This window comes from Pelotomaculum propionicicum (assembly GCF_004369225.1).
GTDB classification, from domain to species: Bacteria; Bacillota; Desulfotomaculia; order Desulfotomaculales; family Pelotomaculaceae; genus Pelotomaculum_B; species Pelotomaculum_B propionicicum.
Map to the genome: position 1 here is coordinate 133,550 of NZ_QFFZ01000003.1, position 24,568 is coordinate 158,117.

Annotated in this window: 20 protein-coding genes and 1 pseudogene; 7 read left to right on the forward strand and 14 right to left on the reverse strand. The window is 47.8% G+C overall.

The window, feature by feature from the left end:
* Window positions 1–93 precede the first annotated feature (93 nt).
* Together argJ and argC are read right to left on the reverse strand one after the other, a co-directional pair.
* Entirely contained in the window at window positions 94–1,317 is a 1,224-nt protein-coding gene (argJ, locus tag Pmgp_RS02555; protein WP_282432863.1) for a bifunctional glutamate N-acetyltransferase/amino-acid acetyltransferase ArgJ, read from the reverse strand.
* A 30-nt stretch (window positions 1,318–1,347) separates the two neighbouring features.
* Window positions 1,348–2,394, reverse strand: a complete 1,047-nt coding sequence (gene argC, locus Pmgp_RS02560) for an N-acetyl-gamma-glutamyl-phosphate reductase (protein WP_134212398.1) — start codon at window positions 2,392–2,394, stop codon at window positions 1,348–1,350.
* Window positions 2,395–2,684: 290 nt separating this feature from the next.
* Here argC and Pmgp_RS02565 point away from each other — a divergent pair, with 290 nt between their 5' ends.
* The 3 genes from Pmgp_RS02565 (at window position 2,685) to cas6 (Pmgp_RS02575) (ending at window position 4,266) form a co-directional block, all read left to right on the forward strand.
* Window positions 2,685–2,894, forward strand: a complete 210-nt coding sequence (locus tag Pmgp_RS02565; RefSeq protein WP_134212399.1) for an AbrB/MazE/SpoVT family DNA-binding domain-containing protein — start codon at window positions 2,685–2,687, stop codon at window positions 2,892–2,894.
* Window positions 2,891–3,256, forward strand: a complete 366-nt coding sequence (locus Pmgp_RS02570) for a type II toxin-antitoxin system VapC family toxin (protein ID WP_134212400.1) — start codon at window positions 2,891–2,893, stop codon at window positions 3,254–3,256. The genes Pmgp_RS02565 and Pmgp_RS02570 overlap by 4 nt, the downstream gene beginning before the upstream one ends.
* 245 nt (window positions 3,257–3,501) lie before the next feature.
* Window positions 3,502–4,266 carry a CRISPR-associated endoribonuclease Cas6 gene (cas6, locus tag Pmgp_RS02575; RefSeq protein ID WP_134212401.1) on the forward strand — a complete coding sequence of 255 codons (765 nt, stop codon included), beginning with the start codon at window positions 3,502–3,504 and terminating at the stop codon, window positions 4,264–4,266.
* Between the two features lie 65 nt (window positions 4,267–4,331).
* Here the strand turns inward: cas6 (Pmgp_RS02575) and Pmgp_RS02580 are convergent, their stop codons facing one another.
* Window positions 4,332–5,219 carry a nucleotidyl transferase AbiEii/AbiGii toxin family protein gene (locus tag Pmgp_RS02580; RefSeq protein ID WP_192902744.1) on the reverse strand — a complete coding sequence of 296 codons (888 nt, stop codon included), beginning with the start codon at window positions 5,217–5,219 and terminating at the stop codon, window positions 4,332–4,334.
* Window positions 5,220–5,593: 374 nt separating this feature from the next.
* Here Pmgp_RS02580 and Pmgp_RS02585 point away from each other — a divergent pair, with 374 nt between their 5' ends.
* The 4 genes from Pmgp_RS02585 to cas3 (Pmgp_RS02600) are packed head-to-tail and all read left to right on the forward strand — an operon-like array spanning window position 5,594 to window position 11,701.
* Window positions 5,594–7,627, forward strand: coding sequence for a TM1802 family CRISPR-associated protein (locus tag Pmgp_RS02585; RefSeq protein ID WP_134212403.1), 2,034 nt, complete (start codon window positions 5,594–5,596; stop codon window positions 7,625–7,627).
* 7 nt (window positions 7,628–7,634) lie between these two features.
* Window positions 7,635–8,621, forward strand: coding sequence for a type I-B CRISPR-associated protein Cas7/Csh2 (gene cas7b, locus Pmgp_RS02590; RefSeq protein ID WP_134212404.1), 987 nt, complete (start codon window positions 7,635–7,637; stop codon window positions 8,619–8,621).
* Window positions 8,622–8,627: 6 nt separating this feature from the next.
* Entirely contained in the window at window positions 8,628–9,356 is a 729-nt protein-coding gene (gene cas5, locus Pmgp_RS02595) for a CRISPR-associated protein Cas5 (protein ID WP_134212405.1), read from the forward strand.
* Window positions 9,353–11,701 carry a CRISPR-associated helicase Cas3' gene (gene cas3, locus Pmgp_RS02600; protein WP_134212406.1) on the forward strand — a complete coding sequence of 783 codons (2,349 nt, stop codon included), beginning with the start codon at window positions 9,353–9,355 and terminating at the stop codon, window positions 11,699–11,701. Before cas5 (Pmgp_RS02595) ends, cas3 (Pmgp_RS02600) begins: the two co-directional genes overlap by 4 nt.
* Window positions 11,702–12,032: 331 nt before the next feature.
* Here the strand turns inward: cas3 (Pmgp_RS02600) and Pmgp_RS02610 are convergent, their stop codons facing one another.
* From Pmgp_RS02610 to Pmgp_RS02660, 11 genes and pseudogenes are all read right to left on the reverse strand, one after another.
* Entirely contained in the window at window positions 12,033–12,452 is a 420-nt protein-coding gene (locus Pmgp_RS02610; RefSeq protein ID WP_134212408.1) for an exoribonuclease R, read from the reverse strand.
* A 138-nt stretch (window positions 12,453–12,590) separates the two neighbouring features.
* Window positions 12,591–15,110 (reverse strand): CRISPR-associated helicase Cas3', encoded by a 2,520-nt coding sequence (gene cas3, locus Pmgp_RS02615; RefSeq protein ID WP_134212409.1) that lies wholly within the window; start codon window positions 15,108–15,110, stop codon window positions 12,591–12,593.
* A gap of 4 nt (window positions 15,111–15,114) precedes the next feature.
* A complete protein-coding gene (cas5, locus tag Pmgp_RS02620; protein ID WP_134212410.1) occupies window positions 15,115–15,873 on the reverse strand; it encodes a CRISPR-associated protein Cas5 in 759 nt (252 codons plus the stop codon).
* A gap of 17 nt (window positions 15,874–15,890) precedes the next feature.
* Window positions 15,891–17,015: a CRISPR-associated protein gene (locus Pmgp_RS02625; protein ID WP_243119696.1), complete on the reverse strand. Its 1,125-nt coding sequence runs from the start codon at window positions 17,013–17,015 to the stop codon at window positions 15,891–15,893.
* A complete protein-coding gene (locus Pmgp_RS02630) occupies window positions 17,016–19,070 on the reverse strand; it encodes a TM1802 family CRISPR-associated protein (RefSeq protein WP_134212411.1) in 2,055 nt (684 codons plus the stop codon).
* 150 nt (window positions 19,071–19,220) lie between these two features.
* Window positions 19,221–19,967 carry a CRISPR-associated endoribonuclease Cas6 gene (gene cas6, locus Pmgp_RS02635; protein WP_134212412.1) on the reverse strand — a complete coding sequence of 249 codons (747 nt, stop codon included), beginning with the start codon at window positions 19,965–19,967 and terminating at the stop codon, window positions 19,221–19,223.
* A gap of 37 nt (window positions 19,968–20,004) precedes the next feature.
* A complete protein-coding gene (cmr6, locus tag Pmgp_RS02640; protein ID WP_134212413.1) occupies window positions 20,005–20,985 on the reverse strand; it encodes a type III-B CRISPR module RAMP protein Cmr6 in 981 nt (326 codons plus the stop codon).
* Complete coding sequence (gene cmr5 / locus Pmgp_RS02645) at window positions 20,982–21,368, reverse strand: type III-B CRISPR module-associated protein Cmr5 (RefSeq protein ID WP_134212414.1); 387 nt, start codon at window positions 21,366–21,368, stop codon at window positions 20,982–20,984. Before cmr5 ends, cmr6 begins: the two co-directional genes overlap by 4 nt.
* Window positions 21,304–22,236, reverse strand: a complete 933-nt coding sequence (cmr4, locus tag Pmgp_RS02650) for a type III-B CRISPR module RAMP protein Cmr4 (protein ID WP_134212415.1) — start codon at window positions 22,234–22,236, stop codon at window positions 21,304–21,306. The genes cmr5 and cmr4 overlap by 65 nt, the downstream gene beginning before the upstream one ends.
* 16 nt (window positions 22,237–22,252) lie before the next feature.
* A complete protein-coding gene (gene cmr1 / locus Pmgp_RS02655) occupies window positions 22,253–23,599 on the reverse strand; it encodes a type III-B CRISPR module RAMP protein Cmr1 (RefSeq protein WP_134212416.1) in 1,347 nt (448 codons plus the stop codon).
* 8 nt (window positions 23,600–23,607) lie between these two features.
* Window positions 23,608–24,372 (reverse strand): annotated as a pseudogene (locus Pmgp_RS02660) (type III-B CRISPR module-associated Cmr3 family protein); the annotation flags it as partial.
* Between the last annotated feature and the right edge of the window lie 196 nt (window positions 24,373–24,568).

The following is a 24,568-nucleotide window of genomic DNA, read 5'->3' on the forward strand; positions in this document are numbered from 1 at the left end:
GTCATGAGAATATCCTGCATTCCTCTGAGGTCTTTTGCCCTTAAGAATACCTTTCAGTCTCACATCCCATTTCCCACGGCTCACATCTAGTTTTTATGTTCTGTAGTCGGCGTTTATTTTTATGTAGTCATAGGAAAGGTCGCATCCCCAGGCGGTTGCGGAAAATGGTCCCGACTTGAAATCTAACATTATTTTGACCGTGCTGCCCTTGAGCGCCTTCAGGGCCAGCTCTTCGCTGAATTCCAGGGAGCCTCCGTCTTTTGCCACCTGGACGTTCCCCAGAAAGATATCCACCTTGGCCGGGTCAAAATCTGCCCCCGAATAGCCGGCGGCGCAGATTACCCTGCCCCAGTTGGCGTCATTTCCGAAAATTGCCGCCTTGACCAGGCTTGAGCCGGCTACCGCCTTGGCCGCCAGGCGGGCATCCCTTTCGGTACCCGCATTGCGGACTTCTACTTCGATCAGCTTGGTGGCGCCCTCGCCGTCCCTGGCAATATCTATGGCCAGTTTATCACAAACCTGGGCCAGCGCTTCCCTGAAAGACCTGAAATCTTCACTGTCATCTTTGATCATTTCATTCCCGGCCATACCGTTAGCCATGATTACGACCATATCGTTGGTACTGGTATCACCGTCAACTGTAATCATGTTAAAACTGCGTTCCACAGCGTATCTTAAGGCCTGCTTCAGACAGGCGTCTGATATGGCCGCGTCAGTGGTAATAAAACCGAGCAGCGTGGCCATATTGGGGTGAATCATCCCGGAGCCTTTAGCCATCCCGCCTATTGTAACAGTCTTGCCGCCCAGCTGCAGCCGCACTTGGGTTTCCTTGGGGTAAGTGTCTGTGGTCATAATAGCCTGCGCCGCCAGTGAGCCCCCCCCCGGAGAAACCACTCCGGCAGCCTCCCGGACACCGGGCAGCACCTTATCCATGGGCATCTTTTTGCCAATCACCCCGGTTGAAGCCACCAAAACCATTTCCTCCGGGATATTCAGGACAGCCGCGGCTTCAGCGGCCATGGCCAGGGCGTCCTTCATCCCCTGCTCGCCGTTGCAGGCATTGGCATTGCCGCTGTTCACCACCACCGCCTGGGCCTTGCCCGAAGCCAGGCGGCCGATGGAGAGCAAGACCGGGGCGGCTTTAACTTTGTTTAAGGTAAAAACACCAGCGGCCGAAGCCGGGACAGTTGAATAAATTACCGTTACGTCTCTCTTATCAGCTTTCTTGATGGCCGCCATCGCGGCGCCGGCCATAAAACCCGCCGCGGCGGTGACCCCGCTGGGCGCGTTTTCAGTAGTGATTTTTCTGTCTGCCACTTTTTATAAGCCTCCGGTACAATATTTATTCTACGGGTAAAGCCCCGGGCCGTATAAACCCATATCTTCGGGCAGGCCGCAGATGATGTTCATATTCTGGACCGCCTGCCCCGAGGCGCCTTTAACCAGGTTGTCTATAGCGGAAGTGACGATAACCCGCCCGGTGCGGGAATCCAGAGTCAGGCCGATATCGCAGTGGTTGGCGCCCGACACCCACTTGGTCTGGGGGAGTGTCCCGTCGGGCAGCACCCGCACAAAAAACTCATTCTTATAATAATCAAGATAAGCTTCCCTGATTCTGTCTTTCGCAACCGGAGGGTCAAGAAGATTCGCGTAAACCGTGCTCAGGATGCCCCTGGTTATGGGCAGCAAGTGAGGTGTAAAGGTAACAGTGATTGGTTCACCCGCGATCCTGCTTAACTCCTGCTCAATTTCCGGTGTGTGGCGGTGCACCGCGACATTGTAAGCCTTGAAATTTTCGTTGACCTCACAGAAGTGGCTGCCCAGGGCCAGCCCCCTGCCCGCCCCGGAAACCCCTGATTTCGAGTCTATTACAATACTCCCGGTGTCAATCAGCTTGTGCTTCAGCAGGGGCGCCAGGGCCAGAATGGCGCTGGTGGGGTAGCAGCCCGGGTTTGCCACCAGGCTGGCCTTTTTAATGTTATCCCGGTTCACCTCAGGCAGCCCGTAAGCCGCGCTGTCCAGCAGTTTCCTGGCCTCATGCTCCACTTTATACCACTTTTCGTACACCCGGTAGTCCTTCAGGCGAAAGTCGGCTCCCAGGTCCACTATCTTTTTGCCCAACCGCGCGGCTTCAAGCGCCACCGGCATGGCGTGCCCGTGCGGCAGGGCGATGATAATAACTTCGGAGTTTTCAAAAAGCTTGGGGAAATTCATTTCCTCGCAAACTAACTGGTTATATTTATACAAGTGCGGGTAAATCTTATCAAAAGGCATATCCACGTAGCTCCTGGTTGTCAGCGCCGTCAGCTCAACCTCCGGATGGCTGTGCAGTATGCGCACCAGCTCTGCTCCGGTGTAACCTGTGGCTCCGACAATACTTACCTTGACTGTCAAAAAAGGTCACCTCCGAGAAAATGTAAACATTAATAATTATACAAATAGATGCATAAAAATACAACATCAAGTGTGCTAAATTGAAAAAATTTTAGCCGCCATAAAGTTACCCCGGCAGCCGGGCCGGGGCTTTTATTTTCACTTAATTTCTATACCGCGCTTCTGCAATCCTGCCGGGCAGCGTCTTAGATGACAGAAAATCTTTTTATTGCTGAAGCCTTATTGATAGAAACGCATATAAGTAGTAAGATTTAAATATCGATAATAAAAAGGTAAGAAGAGGTGATGTTATGGGGGAAGTAACAATCTCCAGCAAGTTTCAAGTGGTGATTCCAAGAGAAGTCAGGAAACAGCTTCAGCTAAAAGTTGGGCAAAAACTCAAGGTAGTGGTAAAAGGACAGACGATTAATCTTGTTCCGGATATACCTCTTTCAGAAATGAGAGGTTTCTTAAAGGGAATGGACAAATCCGGGCTTAGAGAAGAAGATGAAAGGTTATGATCCTCGTCGATTCCTGCGGGTGGATAGAATTTTTAGCTGACGGCGACAAGGCGGAGGAATACTCGAAATATCTACTGGATACTAAGGAAATAGCAACGCCAACTATTGTTATCTATGAGGTCTTTAAGAAGGTTTTACAGGAAAGAGGCGAGGAATCTGCCGTGATGGTGGCCGCTCAAATGAGCGGAACAAGAGTGATCGAGTTGTCTGAGACGCTATCACTCACAGCCGCCAATCTCAGCATAAAGCACAGCCTTCCCATGGCAGACGCTATTGTTTACGCGACGGCGGAGTTACTGGGGTCTCAGGTTGTGACAAGTGACAAGCATTTTAAAGATCTGGAAAACGTTATTTTTATTTAATTTTTTAGCAGGTTCAATATAAGGACGGACTCTTTCCGACTTGGAAAGAGTCCTTATTATTGTTCTATTTTGTAGATATATATAAAATTTGGTAGTATAATCAGATATAATGAAACATTGAATGAATATCGTCGATTTGAGTCCCTCAAAAATTTACTTTAATTTTTTTAACTTTGTGACAGTAACCTGTCATATACAAATGTTAAGCTAATGATTAAGAATTCAGTTTTACAGGAGGGTTTGCTTTGCACGCTTATATAAATATGAAAATAGATCCCTCCTCACCAGCCCTTCCCATACAATATAACTATTTAATTCAGTCGGCTATTTACGCGGCGCTCCCCGAAGACATTGCCTCCCGTATCCATGACGAAGGATACGCCGCCGGAAATAGACGTTTTAAAATGTTCTCCTTCTCTCGAATTCTGGGCAAGTTCTTCATTGACAGCGCAGCAGGTACGATCAAATTCCCTGAAGGCGCCAAACTAGTGATTTCCTCACCGGATATGGAATTTTTCCTGGCCCTGGTCAACAACCTGCTCACCAAAAACCACGTCCGGCTTGGAGATTCCATTATAAATATCAATGAAGTTCGTTTTGACGAGCAGAAAGTGGAAAGTGATGTTCTAATCGCGCGTACTTTATCACCGGTCGTGGCTTACAGTACTCTACTGAAGCCGGAAGGGGGCAAATATACGTGTTACTACCAACCGGGCGAAGGTGAGTTTAATAAACTGATTAACGCCAACCTGCGCAAGAAATATGAAGCCTTTTACGGTGAACAACCTCCGGAAGGAGAAGTTCAGGTAAAACCTTTGGACAGGCCTCGCCTGCACGTGACTTCCTATAAGGGCATCGTAATAAAAGGATACACCTGCCGGCTGAAGTTGACGGGACCGCGCGAACTGCTACAGATAGGCCTGGATGCGGGGATTGGGGGAAAAGGCAGCCAGGGGTATGGGTGTGTAGAGAAGGTGGAAATAAGAAAAAAGAAAGAGATAAGGAAGTAATGATTTTTGCCGTTTTTTATTTATATTTAAGATGTTTAAACAAAAGTTATGGATTTTAAGGATGTCTATGTTTTAACAATACGCCTCATAAGCTTTAATCGCTGTTCTTTGAAAAATTGCTTCATATCGGTCAAGTCAAAAGGCTTACACATTTTAACCGGTAAAACTTTTATTTTATCCACCTCAAGCAAAGCTGCAGCAAGCCAATATAAATCAAATCCGGTATCCTTTTTCCCGGCCATCTCTACCATTTCCATGAAGTCGAAATATTCTTTTGATAGAAAATACACATCGATAAAATCACGGGGTTCGGCCCGGCCGAAAAGAGCCAGCATCTTGTTGGCGGCAACGTCTGTTAGATCGTCAACAAGGAAATTTATTCCTTCAAGGCTTAACCGCACCGGCGGCTTGAGCCGGAAAGGTGTGTCCAGGGCCAAATCTACTTTTAGCTCCTGTTTAACTAAAATCCTGACAAAGGACGACTGGCGCCTTTCGACCTCTACACCAAGGCCAGCTTTTTTCAGCCGGCTTTCAAACTCTCGCGCTGTCGGCGCAACCGCAACGGGATTACCGGTAAAAAGATCGATATCTTCCGACTTCCGGTGGGAAAGGTAACAAACAGCAAGGGCAGTCCCACCGGTAAAATAGAAATCTTTATTTTTATCTGCCTGTGAAAATATTTTGATTACTTTTTTTTGTAAAGCGGTAAGTTTCATTTTTTTATCCCTTATCTGCGCTTCGTCCTGAAAGTATTCAGTCCAAATTCTCTTTATCTTTAGTGGTAAAAACCGCTGAGTCAGGACTTTTTCAATCTGGTTTTTGTCCAAGAGTTCAACGTCTTCGGCCAAACCTTCGCAAAGAACGGTTTTAATCCTCCAGGAGGTAAAAGCCGGATCTTCCAAAACATCGTCCGGCACGCTCCAAAAGAGGGCTTTTTTACGGGTTGTTTTCATGGGTGGGCCTCCGGTAAGAGTTTCATGAAAATGGTTTGGTTGCATTGAAACGAAGATAACTAACCCTTATAGGTATACTAAACATTATATTTACAATAAAAGCAACTGTTTCAATTCCTTGTAGGTATGCTGCGAAATTTATCAGGAAAGATTATAGATTTTATTAAATATTAGCTTGTAATAATTCTAATACTATTTTAATATTAAGTAAAGAAATTTTTGGTATCCTACATTAAAAACAACTTAATATTTTTTGTTTCTTCCATGTTACATGGTAGACGTTTTTTATTACAATAGCTAAAATACAAAATGATTATATGGTTAAAATTACTTTACAACCCAAACATTATTTTTTGAGGAAAGGATGTGATAACTTGATTGGAGCAATGCGAACAATAGCATTAGATTACCTGACGGAGAAACTAATAGAAAAAGACCTGCCGCCTGATAACGAAAGTTGGTATCAAGGACTTCGTAAAAATTCCCCTGGTAAATTATTTCCCTATTTGGTAGAGGACAGCGGCAAGATTACGATGGTTTATATTTTGGAAAAATGCGGAGATGACTTAGTACACTTAACAGTACAAGATATTATAGACAATGCTGACCATTCTACCTATGGATGTACTCCTGACAAACTGCCTTTTATGCGGCCGACTGGCCCGCAAAGCCCTCAAGTCGGCCCCGTTATTAAAAGGTCATACGATAGAACCAAAGGAGGGGGGCCGTCTGAAAAAATACTTGTTACAACAATGAAATATTTTTCTGAGATAGCTCAGGAGGACAAGCCTTGGTCGCTTTACTTTCAGGAAATTCTAAATGTCCTATACTGTACCAAAATTAAAATACCCAATGGCGATATTATAAACTGGCGGGAAAGCGGTTATGTGAATATGTTGGCCTGCGCGGTCGATAAAATTGGCCCTCAAAGCGGCACGGTGTTTTTAACAGTAAGAGACAGCAAAGGTCGATTGCCGGGAGAAAATGCCTTATACGTTGATTATCTACTAACTGAGAAATTAGCCGGCGAGAGATATGCAACGCTACAGGCACCTGCAAAGGAAAAGGAAACTTGCTGCTTATGCAACACACGTGATGTTGCTATATTTCCCAACGCTCTTAAAGGAGCCGGTATTAATTTAAATAACGTGGACAGGGCCGGTGCTTTTCCGGGCATTGACACTCTCCATGCTTGGAAAAAGTATGCTTTGTGCGGTTCTTGCGCAGATCTTCTCTATATATATAAATTTCATGTTTTAAAAAAAGCTGGACCCAAAAAGGACCGCCAGCCCTTCGGCGCAAGAATTGCAGGCGATAGTGCCCTAATCATTCCTTCTTTTATACCCGGCTTGCCGGCAGAATCGCGCCTTGAGGTAATAGTGGAAGCAAAGGGTTACATTGAAAATATACCTACAGACGTTGAATTTGACGAAGATAGGATTCTCGACTTGTTGAAAGACAAGGAAACAATCTTAAATCTAATCATAATTTGGGCTGATGTTGGACAGGAAATCGGAAATGTTACCGGCATGATAACAAATGTACTACCCAGCAGGCTAAAAGAATTGTCCGAGATAAACGGCAAATCGCTGGACTGGAAGCACCCCTTGTTTCCAAAAGTGAAGCTACAACAGGGACTGGTAAATTTTGCTCCGGATCTCTCCTTAAGAGCGCTACGCCCGCTTTTTCACCGGCCTGGCGGGAAAAAGGCTGAGGGCGCAAACAAGAGCAGGCAACTTTTCCAGGTGAAACGGCAAATTGCAGCCTGTGTATACCTTCAAAACCAAATCCCTTTAGAGCGCTTCTGGGAAGAAGTGCTGACAACGGCGCGCTGGTACTGGCTCAACGCAATTGAACAAAAGGATGGTTACAAAGGGCTTTTATATGAAGGCTTAAGCAAAAAAGGTCCCTTCCTGACGGCGGCAGGCTGGATAAGACACTTGAACTGGTGGCTGTACTACTTTAAAAGAGTGGGGGTTATGGAAATGGGAAAAGAGCATTTTGAACCCAATATGGATGAGTTAAAGAAATATTTTGGCCCGGAAAGTGGCATAAACACGACGGATAAGGCATTTGCCTTTATGCTCGGCGTACTGTATGGAAAATTGCTGGAGGTTCAGGCCGCAAGAAAAGTTAATGTAAGCGCGAACGCCCTGAGTTGGTTAAAGCGCCTTACCTTACGAGGCAAAGACCTGCCGGAGCTGTACATCAAAGTTAGGGAAAAGTTGCTTGCCTACGGTACTGAGAAAAACGAAGAAGTCAGAAAACTTATCACTGAAATAGGCCGGGTAGGTTTAAAGTTGGGCGATAATATTAAGCTAAACGATATCCAGACAAACTATTACCTTTTATTGGGACAATCAATGACGGTGGAAATACTGCCTGTAAAAGAAAAAAACAAGGAGTGAAAAATTAATGGAAAACTCAGCAAAAACATTATCCGGGAGAAGAGAATTTCTATTTTTGTATGATATTAAAATGGGAAATCCCAACGGCGACCCCGATGAAAACCGCCCAAGGGTGCTGCCGGACGGAACATATTATGTTACCGATGTGCGTTTAAAACGTTTCGCCAGAGATTTTTTAAAATTTAGGGGACAGGATATATTGGTCGACAACATTGAGGGCAGAACAACCAACCTGACCGGCCGGGTGATTCATTACCTGAACGCTGTCGGCAAAGACAAGGCTGAAGGTAAAGAATTGGTTGATATTCTTTTGGACGCTTTTATAGATGCCCGGCTTTTCGGCAGTTCTTTTGCTTTCAAAGCAGGAAAAATCAAAGAGAAAGACGGGAAGGAAGTGGACTGGGAGCCTAAACCGGAACCCAAGACAATGACAGGCGCCGTTCAGATCAACATGGGTGAAGTACTCCACCGGGCTGAAAGCGTGGATATTCATGGAACTTCAGTGTTTGCCAGTGATCAATCAAAAGAGCAGGGTACTTTTACCACTTATTTCGGCCTTCGCTACGCATTAATCGGATTTTCAGGGGTGGCGAACGAGCATTCGGCCAGTATCTCCAAAATGACTGACGCCGATTATGAGCTGTTTTTGAAATCTCTCTGGCACGGTGTCCGGTCGGCGGCCAATACAAGGTCAAAAGTAGGACAGATACCTCAATTATTAATCAGCGTAGAATATAAACCTGGCGAAGAGTTTCAGTTCGGCAGGCTGCATGACTATGTGAAGTTGGTTGCCGCCGGTGATAAAGAGGAACGGGCTTGGTCCTCACCGGAAGATTTTAATATAGATATTGGTAAGCTGCTAGACAGGATTTCGGATCAGGCTGAACGAATTCAGACAATCCGTTATGCCGTTTCAAAGGATATTCAAATTGTACCCAAGTTACCGGTCGAATGGGAATCGCTGGATATTGAATGTTCGCCTGAAGGTTGCTGATACTCTATGATAAAACTAATAAACTTTCGATTGCATGGGCGTTTCGGCCACTTTCTCCGGGCAGATGCAGGAGCAAGCGCCATAAGCTACCCTATACCACCAAGGACAGTGATTATGGGGATCATGGGAGCCGTGCTTGGTCTTCCCAAAGATCAGCCACAGGAATTGCTGGAGCCAATGCATGTCGCTTTATCCGGCAAAATTCCTGTTACACACTGGCACAAGGCAAAGTTGAGGAAAGATCCCCCTGAATCGCTTTCCTACATTATTAAAAGGTCACAAAAACAAGAAAAAAATACTAAGCCGGAAAAAGCAACATTGATTACCCAGGAGTGGTTATTCAACCCATCTTACGAAGTATGGGTCGGTTTGCCTGAACCATATCATACCGAGCTGGAAAATCGCATCAAAGAGCGGAAGTGGTATTTCCAGCCGAGCCTGGGGTTATCGGAACTGATGGCCGATATTGAATATATTGACTCCATTTCAGTTGATAAACTACCGGAGGGAACCTATTCCGTTGAAACAGTAATTAGACAGGATTATGTTCAGCTTGATATTGAAAAGTGTTATAATGAAAAACTTGCCATCAATCTCCTGCGCATGCCAAGGACAGTTACACCCAAGAGAGTCTTTAGCCACGCTAATTATTTCATGGAAAAAGACGCCCGTCCAATACCGTTAAAGACGTCCGAAGCATACCTGGGTGAGGAAAGGGTTTTGATGTTTCTATGACTGAAAGGGTCAATTCACACCCGCATCTTTTTTTGAGTGAGCATATCGAACAGATAAATAAGGCGCTGCATGGCATTTGTAACTGGCATTCACAGGAGACAGTAACGCCGTCAATTGAAAATACACTGCAAAAGCTTGTTTTATTGCACGACGTGGGTAAAGGTACAACTGCCTTTCAGGACTATATAAAAAACCCGGCTGAATACAGAGGTGCCACGAATGAAAAATCTCATACTACTTTATCGCTGATTTTTACTCTTGCCAAGGCTATTGACGAAAATTGGGATGAACTGGAGACTTTTATCCTGGCCGCGGCTGCAAGAGGTCATCACGGAAGGCTTCCAACAATACCTGAGAGTAAGTTTGATGGAGTTAGTTGTCCGGAATGGGATATCGACAACTTTGCTGGCGGCGAAAAGGCCAGACTAATTAAAAAGCAGCTAAATATGGTTAATTATTCTGGTCTGACTAAAGAAACTGGGCTAGATCTTAAAACGGTTTCACAGTTAATCGCAAATGATAATTTCTCAAGACTCCTCACGAAGCTAAAAAAGTTTCTAACAAACAATATTAACTTAAAACTATTATCTTTATCAGAAAGGGAAGCAGTTAATTTTAGGTTGAAGGCGCAACTTATTTACTCTGTATTTCTTGAGGCTGATAAAGCGTTTCTGGCTGTTTCCGAGCCCGCACATTATTTAAAAAGAGAAGCGCGGCACTGGCAAGTACGGTGGATTGACCAGTATATCGGGTCTCCGCCTGACACAAAAACAAACCGCTTAAGGCTAAAAGTCAGGGGCGATGTGTTAAAAGTTGTTGAACAAAATAAAACCGACAGGGTTTACAGCCTGACCGCACCCACCGGGAGCGGCAAAACCCTCCTGGCAGCTACCTGGGCTTTCAGGCTGAGGGAAATTATTGCCTCCTTGCCTGCCGCACCCCCGAAAATAATAATTGTATTACCTTTTCTATCAATTATTGATCAAACTATAAAAGAATATAAAAAGCTTCTGCAAACCGGTGGTTATGAAGCTGACGGCGCCTGGTTGTTGACCAGCCATTCCCTTTCCGACCGGAACTACGCTGAATGGCTGGAAAAAGAAGATGAACCGTTTTTTGTAGATACCTGGCGCAGTGAGTTAGTGATCACCACTTACGACCAGTTCTTGATGAACCTGATGGACCCGAGAGCCAAATACCAGATGCGTTTTCACAGCCTGTGCGACGCTTTAATAGTTATGGACGAGGTACAATCTCTCCCCTGTAAATTGTGGCAACCTCTGGAAAGCATTCTAAATAGCCTTTCCATAACGTGCAACAGCAGGATTTTATTAATGTCGGCAACACTGCCGCCATTCGTGAAAAACGCAATTCCGCTCCTTCCCGCTTACGAAAAATATTTTTCCCAATTTAAGCGGTACAAGTTTCTTTTCAGACTTAAAGACAAACTGAGTATTGAAAAATTTAAGGAGGAGCTTGAAAAAAGACTGCCTATATGGATCGAAGGAAAGAAACGTGTCTTAATTACCCTCAACACACGAAAATGTGCCCGGATAATAAGAGATACATTGGTTGATTCGATTATGGAGGGGCATAATCTACCTGTTTATTTTATTAGCGCTGATGTTACACCCCTTGATCGCTTAAAAACAATAGAGAAAATCAAAGAAGGAAAACCATGTTTTGTTGTTTCAACTCAATGTATAGAAGCTGGAGTCGATATCGACATGGATCTGGTTATCCGGGACTTTGCACCGCTGGATAGCCTCGTTCAGATTGCCGGGCGATGTAACCGTGATGGAAAAAAGGAACGCTGTCAGGTAGAAATAATCGACCTGGTAGACGAAGATGAAAACAGGTATTCAGAAATGATTTATGATCCTGTCCATCTGCAGGTTACCAGGGAATTGATTAAAGATATAATGGAATTGCCGGAAGAAAACGTTCTGGATTTATCCAACCGTTATTTTAACCAACTATTTGACAAAAAAGATACCGGCAGAGTTCATCTGAAAAGATTTGCCCGCTGGCAGGAGGACCTACCGGTGCATGAGTTGTTACGTGGAAAAGAACATAGACAATATACCTTCTTGGTAATTGAGGAAGACCCTTCTTTGCAAGAAGACATGGATAAAGCTAATAGTGTTGCTGACCGCTGGAAACGCAGGGAAGCCTGGAGAAGACTTGCTGGCCGTATAGCCATGGTATCTGTAAGTATTTATGCAAATCCTCACTTTCAACCACAACAAATTGCCAACGAGCACTGGGGACATTGGCTGTTACGAGAAGGATATTATTCAAGCGACCGTGGCTTATTAGTTGAGGGAACCGTTGCGATATTATAATATTCTACCTTTCTCCTCAATTTTATTATACAAAAGGCTATCAAGCAGTTGCGCTTTTTTGGAGGGAATGTAAATAAGAAAGTCTTACGGTACATAATACCATACTATATCATCTTCCAAAACTCTTCTTCCGATATTCTGAGTTGTTGTTTTAATATCTTTCGCCACAAGTTGGCGGGAATTTCCTTGCTTACAGAATGACTGACTCTTGTTCGTAAGATATCGCCATTGGACAACACTTTTTCATAATACCAGTGGTCTGTGTCCCTAATCATGACCCAGCCGTTCTTTTCACAGTATCTTTTTAGTTCGCCGAATTTCGGAGGCATAGTTATAAATCCAGGAGGGATTTAATTTCCTGGTCACTGTCGCAAAGCAAAATCCGCATAACATAAGGAAAATGTGTCTTGCGGTTTGGGGCGTTCAAAAATAGCTGGAGCCGGTCAAGATAATCTTGAGCATAGATTTTCATCTCTTTAACAAGTTCGTCAAGAGCTCCGCCCAGGCTTGTCGCATTGACAGCTATATCGATTTCATTTAAAGCAACAGTTACGGAACCATCTTTTTCCGGTAAAATCTCCGGCTTTAGAAGGTAAGCCTTTAGTATATCCTGCTGCAACTCTCGCCGAAGCAATAAGACTTCTTCGTTTTGGTGGCGGTTAATGATAACCGGTAGATAACGGTGCCATACGTTATCATAAATATCGGTCAGGGTTTTACGCGCATTCGTAAATTTTATCTCTGTAAGCATGGTCAAACCTCCTCCACCTCACTTTATCACGAAATGTACATTTTTCCCGCTCTTATTATGCAATGTTTTCTGCCGCGCGGGCCCTGCTGGCAATGGAAGGGCTGGACAGCCGTAAACATTACGGAAAAAGAAATGCCGCTAAAACATAAAAGCCCTGCCTGATTTATCCTTGAACCCGGTTTCTGAATCATAATAGTCTTCCAATTGTCCAGGTGGAATCCACAACAAATTTGACTTTACACCGCCCCTGGCACAAAAATCCACCGGATTATTTTTCGCCGCATGATACTTGCGCACCTGGATAACATAGTCATTAATTTTTGAACGGAGCACTCTAAGAATCGCTTTGCGCTGAAAAAAATCCGGCCTTTCCTTCGTCTCCCCGGGAATGGACTCATCTATTAAACCGTCAAATTTTTTCCAATCCCAACACTCCCGGTCAGCCAGAGCTTCCTCGTAGGCATCCGCCAGGCGGGACGCCAGTGAGGCCGGGTCAACGGATGTGGGCACCTCCACAAAAACGTCCACCACTTCACCGGTATTGTCAATGAGTTTAAAATCCTGCAAAACCTCAAAATTTAATTTCATAACTCCTTCTTCCCAGATATGCCTGGATTCCTCTGAAACCCCGTCTCTAAAAACCTGGTCATAATACTCCTCAACCAGACGGCCGTATTCGTTTTCCAAAATTTCTTCTTTCTTTTCCAGCATCGCCCTGGTGCGGTTAATATGGTGGAAAGCGTAAACCCTTTGCGCGTCATCTTTCACGGAAACAACATACACCGGTAAGTATTCTCCCTTTTCCCCTTCCCTGTTAACCCGCCCCGCAGCCTGAATGAGCGACTCCAAAGGCGCCAGGTCCCTGAATCCCAAATCGAAGTCAAGGTCCACTCCCGCTTCTATTGTTTGCGTGGAAACCATGATCACGGGATTTTTTTGACGGAGCAACACCCTTGCTTCTTCAATTACCTGTTTGCGCCGCATTGGCATTATATTGGTGGAAAGATAGAGAATTTTAGGATTATCCGGTTCTTTTTTAAACCGTTCCTTTAAAGCGCGGAACAATTCGACGCTGCGCCTGATGGTGTTCACTACAACCAGCACGGATTGGCCGGGTTTTCTGCAGCCCGCGATTAAAAAAGCGAATGTTTCCGTATCAAGCTTTTCTTTTAACAAAGAAATCAACTTTGTCCGCCGGTTTTGGGAAAAATACCGCTTGTGATCCTGCAGTAATTCCAAAGGTTCACCCCCGCCCCGGCCGTTCTCTTGCAGAAGCAAATCGCCGAACTCCAAAATCTTAGGCTGTGTTGCCGTCATAAGGATAAACCGGGTGCCATAAAATTCGCCCATCTTCCGCAAAATCGCGCCGATCAAGGGCTGGTACCGGTCAGGCAGTGATTGGACTTCATCCAGTATCACGATGCTGCCGGCCAATTTGTGGACTTTCTTTAGCATCCGGTTGTTCCCGGTTAACAGGGAATGAAACAATTGTACGAAGGTGGTAAGGATAACGTCTCCTTCCCATGATTCCACTTCCAGCAAAATCTGTTCGAGAGGGACTTCCTCATTTTTATCGCCATCGTTCCGGGATATATCGGCCAAACTGTGGTGAATTACGAGTCTACCGGCCTGCTTTGTACCCCCGGCCAGAACCTGTTCGTAAACCTGCCGCGTCTGCTCTATGATATTGATATATGGAATAGCCGAGATAATCCTGGGTGTATATTTTTCCGCCCTCTCAATGCGCTCCCGCAAAAGGAGGGCACATTCCAGCGCGGCCAAAGTTTTGCCCAGTCCGGTCGGCGCCGTAATCGTCATGAAACGGATTTTCCGGATCTCATTATCATGAAGGGCACTAATCCTCCCCAGCATAGAGAGCCGGGCTTCTTCGCGTATTGAGCGAAGCCGGGCGTTACCCAAACGTTTTTTGGACAAATAGGCTGGAACCAGATGGTGAGGAATAAAGGAAATCTCTCTGGTCTCAACACCGGCCGAGTCCAGCTTGTCTTTATCGATCAGGAGCGAAAAGATATAAAGCAGGAAAAAATACCACTGGACGTCTTTTAAACGCTGTGCCAGGTGCTGTGGCATAAAGAGGAAATTGCGCTTGTCCCGCCATCTGGTGTCCGGATCTCCAATCTGTTTAAAAAATTCAGGTGTTAATCTTTCAATAAGTCCGGAATCCTCAAGCACTTCACCTTTCTTTATCTCCAGGTGTTCCCACAATGCCTTTAAAAGACCCCGGAAGGGTTCCTCCTCATAATCAGGAAAGAGGCCGGACAAACTCAGGGGAAGATGGTGGCGCCGGACAGCGACATAAGCCAGGAAAGCTGCTGCACAGCGCCGCCTGTCTCCATCCGGGCCCGGCAAAACATGCAGCAGTCTTCCATGCAGGTAAAAAGAAGAGATATGGGCATGCTGCTTATGCGGCGATGAAATTTTTTTCAGGAGATAATCCTGAAAAAAATCGGTATACTTGCCCAGATCGTGCAGATAACCCATCCAGAAACCTATTTCCCGGACCGTTTCATGCGAGAGTGCTGGAAAGTGCAGGGACGGGGGTACCGCGCTTTGCATCGCCATAGCCACATTATTTAAGTGTTCGGCCAGAAGCTGCCGGCAGCCGTTGTAATGAGCGAAATATTCTTTCTGGCTCATGCCGTCACTCCATCCAGGTTATATACGTTCCGTCATCCAGCATCACCGCCGAGGAAACCCTGGCGGTGACCGGAGAGCCGGTCAGGCTGATCAACATATCCGCTTTTCCCCGTTCAGTGGCCAGCCGGTCCCCATCGAATTCCAGAGGAAGCTCTTCCCTGATCAGACGGTATGATACAGGGGATTCCCCGAACTCTATTCTCTCCAATTTAGGCATGGGAATTACCGACAAAACCGGAACAGGTCCAGCGGGGACAACTTCCTTCCCTGCCGTTGCCCCGTCGAATATCATCCAGCCCAGATGCATGGCGGTTCCCAGGGCCAGGGAGACGCCCCTGCTGCAATAACCCGGCCGGGCAGTTTTTAATAGATGTTCCAATTCGTCCATGATGCCGGGATCTTTATGGTAAAACCAAATCCGGTAATCGAGGAAACCTTTGCGTATATCCTGGGGGATCACAAGCTCTGTGGGCGTCTGGCTGTGAAAATCCTGTGATCCGTTGAGATCATTGGGGCTTTTAATCATCAGGAGGTTCATTTTTTGCATCTGCTTTTTGACCGGAGAACCGTTCATCAAAGCAACCCGGCAATGATCCAGGGAAAAAATGCCGTAATAACTGTCCCTCGGATACCCGAGCAGCCCTGCCACCATTCCGGCCACTGTCGTCCTGGGTGGAACCGTATAGGACAGGGCCGAGGAATTGGAGTAATAGCGCCTGAAATGGGCCATTTTCCCTTGTAGACGGAAAGAAAGTATTTTCATAACTTTATTCACCTGCATTATTGTCTTGCGGGAACTGCAGCCCAAAGATCAACTTCTTCATCAAAAACAGGCAAGTTCTGCAGGGAAGAAAGATCGGACATCGGATGCAGCCAGCCGGTCACCTTTTCGACGTATCCTTTGCTCTTTAATTCGTCGATAACCCGCGTCATTGGACTAAAATCAACCGTCACGTCCTGGATGTTACGGATGGGTTTGTCCTCCCGCCAGGCGATGTCGCAGAAACGTCTAAGATCTCCCAGGTACCCGTCAAAACCCGTTTTGTATTGTACTTCAATATAAAACAAAGGGGTTTGACCCTGTTTGCTGTCCGTCTGGTTGCTCATCATGCCCTGGACCAGGGCTTTTCTAAAAATACCCCGGTCTTCTTCAGTCATACCGGTAAGAGATGCGGCATATTTGTTTATCGTTCCATAATGGGCGATGAGGGCGTAATGAAGCTTGTGCTTCTTCCCGAACGTGGAATTGCCCTCGTTCATGATGCTGGTAATGGTACTGGATTTAACCAGTTCCACCGGATGAAGGGAATACCCCCAGGTGATCTGCACCGGCCCGGTGTAAGTGCGGGTAACGCCTCCAACCGCCATGGCGCTGCCGAACAGGCGGATATCAATTAATGAATCTTTAATGATTCCCGTCAAAAAAAGATTGTTGAAATCAACAAATTCTTTAATCTTTTTAGCTTTTGAGTCTTTCAATATAAAGAAATATTTGTCGCGATAGCCTCCGGATATATTACTGAACTGCTTCCACTTTTCATCATTAAACACCTGTTTCAATTTTTTTTCATTCATTGCCTGGTTCCATTTTTCCTCAAGTACCGGTGCATCTTTAAATAATTGAGCAATTTTTGATTCGTCCGACAACCATTCCCCGACAACTATTTCAAACATCTGGTCCATCGGAACTTTATCGTCCTCAAAGGTGTCGACAAAAATCCGGTACCCCTTTCGCTTCAGAAAATCACGGCAGTCCCGCTTGCGCCTGGCATCGCTCACCAGGGCCGTTGCCATTTCGTAGTCCATCCTGGGCCGATTCTCCTGATCCGGGTCTCCGTTCGGGTTGGTCATCACCGCCTCGAAACCGAATAAAAAGTCACTGTTCTGTCGTATCAAGGCATTCACTTATTTACCCTCCTCCGTTTGGTTTTCATTTTTATCTTCATCGGCATTCCCCTCACCTGAGCCGGAATCGCTCGCCCCCTTGACCAGATAGGCATAACCGGACATGATATAAAAGACATTTTCCTGTTCATTGAAAGACCAGGCTTTTTCCAGAGAGCCAAAATAATTGTGAAACCTTTCCATGTACTGGGCTATATACAAGGGCACTCCTTCAAAATAATGCCTGACCAGATCCAGCGTGTCTTCGTATAGGCGCAGGATGTCCCGCCTGCTCATGCCCTGGTAATTAATTTTGTCTAACACCGGTTTTGTTTTATGACCTCTTTCCGATTGTTTCCAGGCCACTTGGTTAACAAGCGCGCCAAGGTAAAAAAGCGCCCTGGCTTCCGGCAAAAATCCCTGCTGTTCTAAAAAGTCCTCCATCATTTCAACGGAAGACAGGCTTTTACTCTGATTATTCTCCGCCATGTTTTCCCTCCTTCTCCATGCAAATACCGGCCTGTCCAGCAGTTCAAGCTGCCCGCACACGCGGAAAAGCGCCAGGTAAGACATGATAACATGCTTGATGAAAAAATCTTCTCTACCATCCCGGTAGTAGGTGAGGTTCAGGTTTTCGTAATTGTCCAGTTTTTGCTTGGACAACTGCCTCAAACCTTTATCCAGGGCCTCCACCGCGTAGCCGAATAGAGTTTTCGAATATACCATCTCACCGGACAAAAGGCTTTTGTAAAACGACAGTACCCGCTGCACATTCACCTGCCCTTTCTCCGTCTTCCGCACCGGAATCAGGTGATAAACGCTTCCCAAAGACATCGGGCGGACGTGCGGTCGCAAGGCCGCCACCCCTTCGGCCAACAGCCTCATCACCAGTTGGAAGCGAAGCAGCGGCACATCTTCAATGGTCTGCAGAATGGATACGGATTTCCCCCTTTCCTCCCGGTACACAATAATGTTGAGAGAATATAATCCACTGTTTTCGAAAGCTTCTGCTTCAACGAACTTAATCCATTCCAAAGCATCACGGCTTTGGAAGGCTAAATCAGCAATATCTCTAATTCTTTCAATATAATTATAGGAAAGGTGTTCAATAATTCCCTCCGGAAGGATAAAAGCATTTTCTCCCGCAATCCAGGTACGAAATCCTTCCCTTATTAACTTTTGCCCGGAGAGAAGTTTTTTGTAGCATTCGTTGCAGAATGCATATACACGGTCGTAACCACTTTTTCCTATCCCACTAGCATAATTAATAGTAGTCATAGTAAATATCTTATTTAATCCTGTTGGAAAAGAAAAATTATACTCGCTTTTTACGTCCGGCTTACGGTTACGGCAAACGGAACAAACAAGCCCAGTGTTATTGCCATGCTCTGTTTCAGTATTTTCCAGCCGGTTGACTTTTCCAACCAGCGTTAGGTAATCGGGATGCCTGGAGAGGATGACCGGCGGTTCCCCATGACACCTCAGGGCTGGAATGACCAACAGAAACCTGGTGTTTTTATTAGTGACGCCCAGAGCGCGGCGGACCAGATCCTCAAAAGAAAACTTTTCTTCACCCACAACGGCTTTTTTCTTATCTTCAATGCCGGTCAATCTGCCGTCTATATTGGGAAGAAGCAGCTTCTGCAAATTTACTGTCCCCTCACCCTTCTTACCGGTGATAGTAACCAGTTCTGCCTCTTCCATCTGCCGCAGTTTCCAGCGCAGTTCGGAATCTTTCATGCCGTATTTGTCAAGCATAAGTGCCAGGTCATTCCAAACCGTACTCAGGAGGTAAACCAGGGAACCCACTTCCCGTACGAGATAGTATTGTGATTGCGATCTTCCATTATTACCAAAATAATTAAACGTTTTTGGTATATCTGGCCTAAAAGGTTTTGGATCCTCGAACCGGATTTCCCTATTGTCCAAGTCAAAAGTTAAAAACACCACATACTGTTCGTCGTCATTTTTCAACTTTGGCTGCGGGCTGAGCCTTTCTTTTACCAGCGAGGCCAGCGAATCTCCTTGCTCTTCCACCTGAACACCGGCCATCGCTGTGATTTGCGGTAGATTCACTTGTTTTCACCACACTTAAATTGTATTTACCTTCAACAAAACACGACAGCTAATTAGTCTATGTAATGATTTTTATGGCAAAAAAAAGTATAACATGCTGTAACAGCACTGCCGGGAGCGGCAAATACCATTTTATCTAGTAGCCGGTTACTATGTGACCAGTTCGCAGCAGCCGTAGCCCTGGGAATTCTTTGCCCCCAGGCCGGCGTCTAAAGCCACCTGCAAAAGTTCCGGATCTCCGCTCAAGTGATACTCGCCCAGCCAGCCCTTGACGACGGTGTCCTTATAGCGGGTTATCTTGAAGTCATTTTCCTTTACTTCCGCCGGGCGGATGGCAAAGCCCTCCGTCTCGGCCCGGCGCCCGTGAACCAGCAGGTGTTTTTTGGCCAGGTTGGCGCCGATAAGCTCTGCAAAGCGCGGCTCGAAGGGGGAATAGTAGTAGGTGTAAGAGCGCCTGTTTTCCGACCGGGCCGTGCTGTACATGACCACCGGGGAAAGCATTTTCACCCGGACGGGGCTGGAGTTCACCCGGGGGCTGGACGCGGCCATCTCCTTCACTTCCAGCCTGGCGCCGCTTAGGCGGACCTGCCCCTGCCGCAGGAAGCCGCTGCCCAGTTCCTGCAGGATGAAGGAAATGGGAGAGCAAATAACCAGCTGCAAGGGCGGGGCAAACACTATGGACCCGTTGGCCCGGTCGAAGCGGGCCGACCTGCCCGTCAGCCGGGAAAAGGTGAACAGCTTGAAACGCCGCTTCTCCAGGGGAAAGCCGTGCTCGTGCAGGTAGCGGCGCAGGGCCGGGTTTTGCATCTGCCGGTAGATCAGGCCCTGCAGCAGGGCGCCGTAGTGCACCGGGACAGCCACCTCGGACGGGGCGTGGAAGAAAACGGTGAGTTGCAAAGGTAATTCCCTCGTTTCCGGTTAAATTACTCCAAAGTCAATCAACAAGACTCGCCAGCAAATCTTTATACCAGGGCTTTTCCTTTGACTGTTTTTCCCGGCCGGCCTCTTTCACTCTGGTAACAATAGCTTCTGCTATGCGGCGCTTTTGCTCCGCATTTACCGCAATGCTTTTCCACTGCTCGTAAAAAGCATGGATCCGTCCGGCAATCTCCTGATTCTTTAGCGCCTTGATCTGGTCAATCAACTGATCAGCTTTCTTTTGATCCTCATCCGTGGCAGAAGGAGCGGGTTTTAATTTTAGCCGCCCGTAGCCGCTGGATGTTTTTGCTCCTACCCCCAGCTCAAGAAAGGCATGCTGCAAAATTTCAAATACTGCGTTTGTCCAGGCAGCAGGGCCCGCTATCGCCACCAGGTATTTTCCTGTGGCCGAAAGGAACGGAACCGGGTTGGGATTGTCCCAGTCAGCCGGCGGCAGGTTGCCTTTTTGGTAATAATCCTTGTGATGGACAGTGATCACGTCAGGATACAAATGACCGGTCCCCGGCAAGGGCAGCGCGTCGAAAAAAATGATATAGCCGGCATTGTCTGGGTCGCCAAAAACTGTTTTATACGCGGGAGTATCCACCTGCCAGTCATCTCCCAGATATTGACGGGCAAAGCTGGCGGCCAGTCCTTTGATGGCGCTGCCCGGTATATAAGGCACACCATACGTGTGGTGCAGGGCAACCGATGTTTCCAGGACGCTTTCCTCACCCAGGCCCACAGCCATACGCCCCAAAACTTCCGCCACCCGGCATTGTGCGCCATAATTAAGCAGCGTTCCCTCCCAGCGTTTGAACCAGAGCGAGTATTCATCCGGCTCTTTTATGCCAGCCACGTCGTCTACCAGCGAGCGGCGGCTCTTCTTATCGTCTTCGGCCTGATTGCGGATGAACTTGTCCAGCCAGAGCCCCGCATTGGTTGTAGATACTTCTTGTAAGTTCAAGTTAACGAGACAGTCCCGCCTGCTGCTCATTTGTTCCCGTCCTCCCCCACCGCGCCTGACTCCACACCCAGCACCGACTGGGCAAACCGCTTGTACCAGGTCAGGGCGGCAAGAACTTGGCGCGTCAGGAGCATGTATTCAGGGAGTTCAGCCTCACGGCTGGACTCAAGCAGGCTTTCTTTTCCTTTAAATTTTAAAACAACAGCAATATCTTCAAGCAACTTCTCCCCGCCGGCATCACCCCTGGCTTCTACAAACGCAAGCGTCTGAGCCAGTCCCGCCGTGCGGATGAGCACCGGCAGCCTGTGCGACATGGATCCGTATTTTTTGCACTTGTCCTTGTCTTCTTTATCTGCCAGTTGTTTCACCTGTTGAAAAATCCTGGCGGCATACTTCTGGTTGCGGGTCAGCACAGCTAATTCCACCTCCTGCCATCCGCAGGCGGCACAGGCCGCGACCGACCGTCGCCTTGCCGCCCAACTGCAGCGGTTTCCCCATTAATCCTTCAAGGGTATTAAACACTTCCCCCGGTCCTGCCTTCACCGGGGTTGCGAAAACCAGTCCTGAAAGAATTGTCTCTGCCGGCAGGGCTTCCTCATACCAGAGAGCGTTATTTTCCACCGTTTTGGCATCTTCGCGCAGTCTTACGCGGGCAAAGACTTCAGTTGCGGTTTCAAGCAGGAAGCCCATCACATCGTCATGCACGACGCAAAAACGCGCGGTTAGCATCCCCCGCCAGTCAGTATCATCCGGGAAAATTCGCATTCCAATCCATTCAGCCCACACGCGCGCATTGTCATCTAGCACGGCGGCAAAATCCAGGTCCTCAAAGATGACCCTGTGATCATCCAGCGTAATCGCGCACCCAGCATCAATCACATGGCAGTTGGCAACAGAATTGAGAACAGGAATTTCCGGAGCTTTATCAGAATGAATGGTATTTTCTGCATCCCGAAGGCAGCGGCGCAAAATGTAAGGCGAGGTGACCCACGCAAACGTTCCCTTAAGGCTCCGGACGGGCAGCAGGAGCAACCGCTGGTCCGAAAACTGGACCGAGCCGGCATGTTCGTGGGCGTTGTCTTTGTCCGGACCAAAAACTTTTTTTCGCGTCTCGCCGTTCTTGCAGGCATCGCGCAGCACCCCTTTCAGGGAAGAGCCGGGAAGATAGGGCAGGCCCGTAGCCTTCTCGCGGGCCACCGGGAGATCGATCGCCCCAGCGCCCTGCCCAGTTCCCGCGTGCAGGGGGGAAAGCGCGTGTAAGAAAAGCATGCGTGCTTCCATCAAGTTGACCTCCTTATCAGATTCTCTTTAAAAAAGCCTGTAAGACATCCGGTTCCCCATTGAGCGGCTGAATCTTTTGCGCCTCGTTAGCATCAATCATTGCCTCAACTGGCCAGCTTTTTTCGGGTCCTTCCTCCTTCTCAAGAACCAGGCCGCCTGGAACCATCCCCACACCTGTCCCCTCCAGGACTACCGCCATACCGACTGCGCCATCCTTACAGGCAAGCGGCCTTAAAATCAGGGGACTGGCCAGACGCTCGCAATCTTTTTCTCCACATGTTAATTTAGTATCACAAGGATCACCCGCATCCTTATCCTTGAAGTGAAACACAACCGGCAACCCGAAGGCCGCCCGCGGGAACTTGCCAATATCGGAAAGCGGCACGGTGTGCCTGCCGCAGCGACAGTCTGTAAGTCTTCTGATTTCATCCGGCTCGGGCCACCGGCTGCGCCCAGGCTGTCTCGGGGATTCTCCTGTACGGCTTTGGCGGAAATCCCGAAGACGCCTGACCAGGTAATCCCAGGCAGTTTTTGGTTCCGCGTGTCTACCCGTAACTTTCATGCGGGGACTCAAGGAAAGATGCGGCACATCGGCGGGCCACGTCCCGCTTACCACGTGCTTTTCCAGGCCCCGGCGAATTTTGGCCTCAATCTCGGCGGTTCCTGGTTGGGTTATGAGCTTCCCGTCAATACTTACCAGTTTTAACGCCCCAAAACCGCGCCGCGTGCGGGCGCCAACACCACCGAAAGTTTCCCAGGCCCAGAGCGCAGCTTCTACTTCTTGTTGCTGTTTATCAGGGTACGTAATTTTTAAAGTAAAGCGTACATTAGTACGAACAGTTTTAGTTTTCATGCCGATACCGCCGGCACGGATTTCCTTTTCTGAAGGTTGCAAAGGGAAGGCCGCATAAGCTAAGGCTACAGATTCATTTGCTTTGAGTTTGGGTTTTGGCTGACCCGTACGGTTATCCAGCAGGCCTTCTACAACTTCAAACGGTTGCTTAGCCTCGCCTCCATGCCATGTTAACAATACCACCTCTACCTGGGACGGCATTGCTTTCTTCTCCGTACTGGCCGCTCCCCAGAGTTTGTCCTCCGCCTCTCTCATCTCCGCCAGTTTGCCGTTGAAGCGACCACCACGGCAGGCGCGCCACCAAAAACGCAGCTGCCCCCTGATTTCCGTGCCGCGGACGACTGTTACGGGATCAGCCTCCCCGGGATTTACGCCGCCACCAAACAGAGGGGTGATCAACTCGTAGCTGCGGACCTGGGTTATCAACTTTATTTCCTCATCGCCTCTTTTAAGACGGTCAAGCTGAGGCTTGACAGGGGGCGGCAAAATATCCTTCGGCAGTCCTCTCATAGTTGCTCTCACACCTCCATCCGGTGAAACTTACCGTCCCAGACTCCGGTAACAGCCAGGCCGAACCCGTCGCGGCGGTCCTGCTCCCCGTCGCTTACGCAGCTCAGCCAAATGCTGTCTATCCATCTTTTTATCGCTTCGCTGTCACCGTTAAGTTTCAGGAAATATACCGTGCCTGCCGGCGCCAGGCGGCGGGTGGGTTTGCGTTTACCTTTTCCCTCTAAATCCCAACCGGAGACAGTCTGGTGCCTCTTTAGCGCCACCGTCTGTAAATAAGGGCGCACACCCTCCCGGCTTTCAAGGAGCCAGGAAGGTTTCCAGCCTGCCTTGAAATGCGCTGGCGTAAGCAGGATAAGGCGGCAGTGCCCCAGAGCGGCTATTTTCTCTTTTAAAGCTTCTGGACAAGAGGGAAGCACCTGTTTGCTTTGCCGCCAGAAGACCAGGCGACGCTCGCCACCCAAAGGAGCGATCCCCGGTTTAAGGTTGGGAACATCCGTAGCCGCCGCCAGCCCCAAGCGGCGCACCCGGGAAAGTACACCGCCATCGACATGACCCTCCGCCGGACAAGCAAACTCCAGGCCCCGCGTTTGAAAGAGAGCCCCATTCTCTTCATCGGCTGTTTGCGTGTCCGGCCGTATGCTCGCATGCATCCGCGCCTCCTGGACAGGGCCGTTATGACCCAGTTTAAAAAGCTGAATCTCTCCATCCTGAGGCTCTATGAGCCAATTTTCAAAGAATTCCCAATACCAATAGGCTGGTATTTTACTGAACGGTTTACGGGGGTGTGTTTGTCAATCAAAAAGTTTACCACTGTGATCACGTAAAAGTTTACCACCCATAAGAAGGGGATCAGCTCATTTGGAATGGTAATTATGGAATATTATTACTGGCGGTCTTTTAGCAATATTATTTTTGTCTCTACCGTCGCAGGGGTTGTGGGTATGTGAATAACGCAGAGCGTTATTCAAG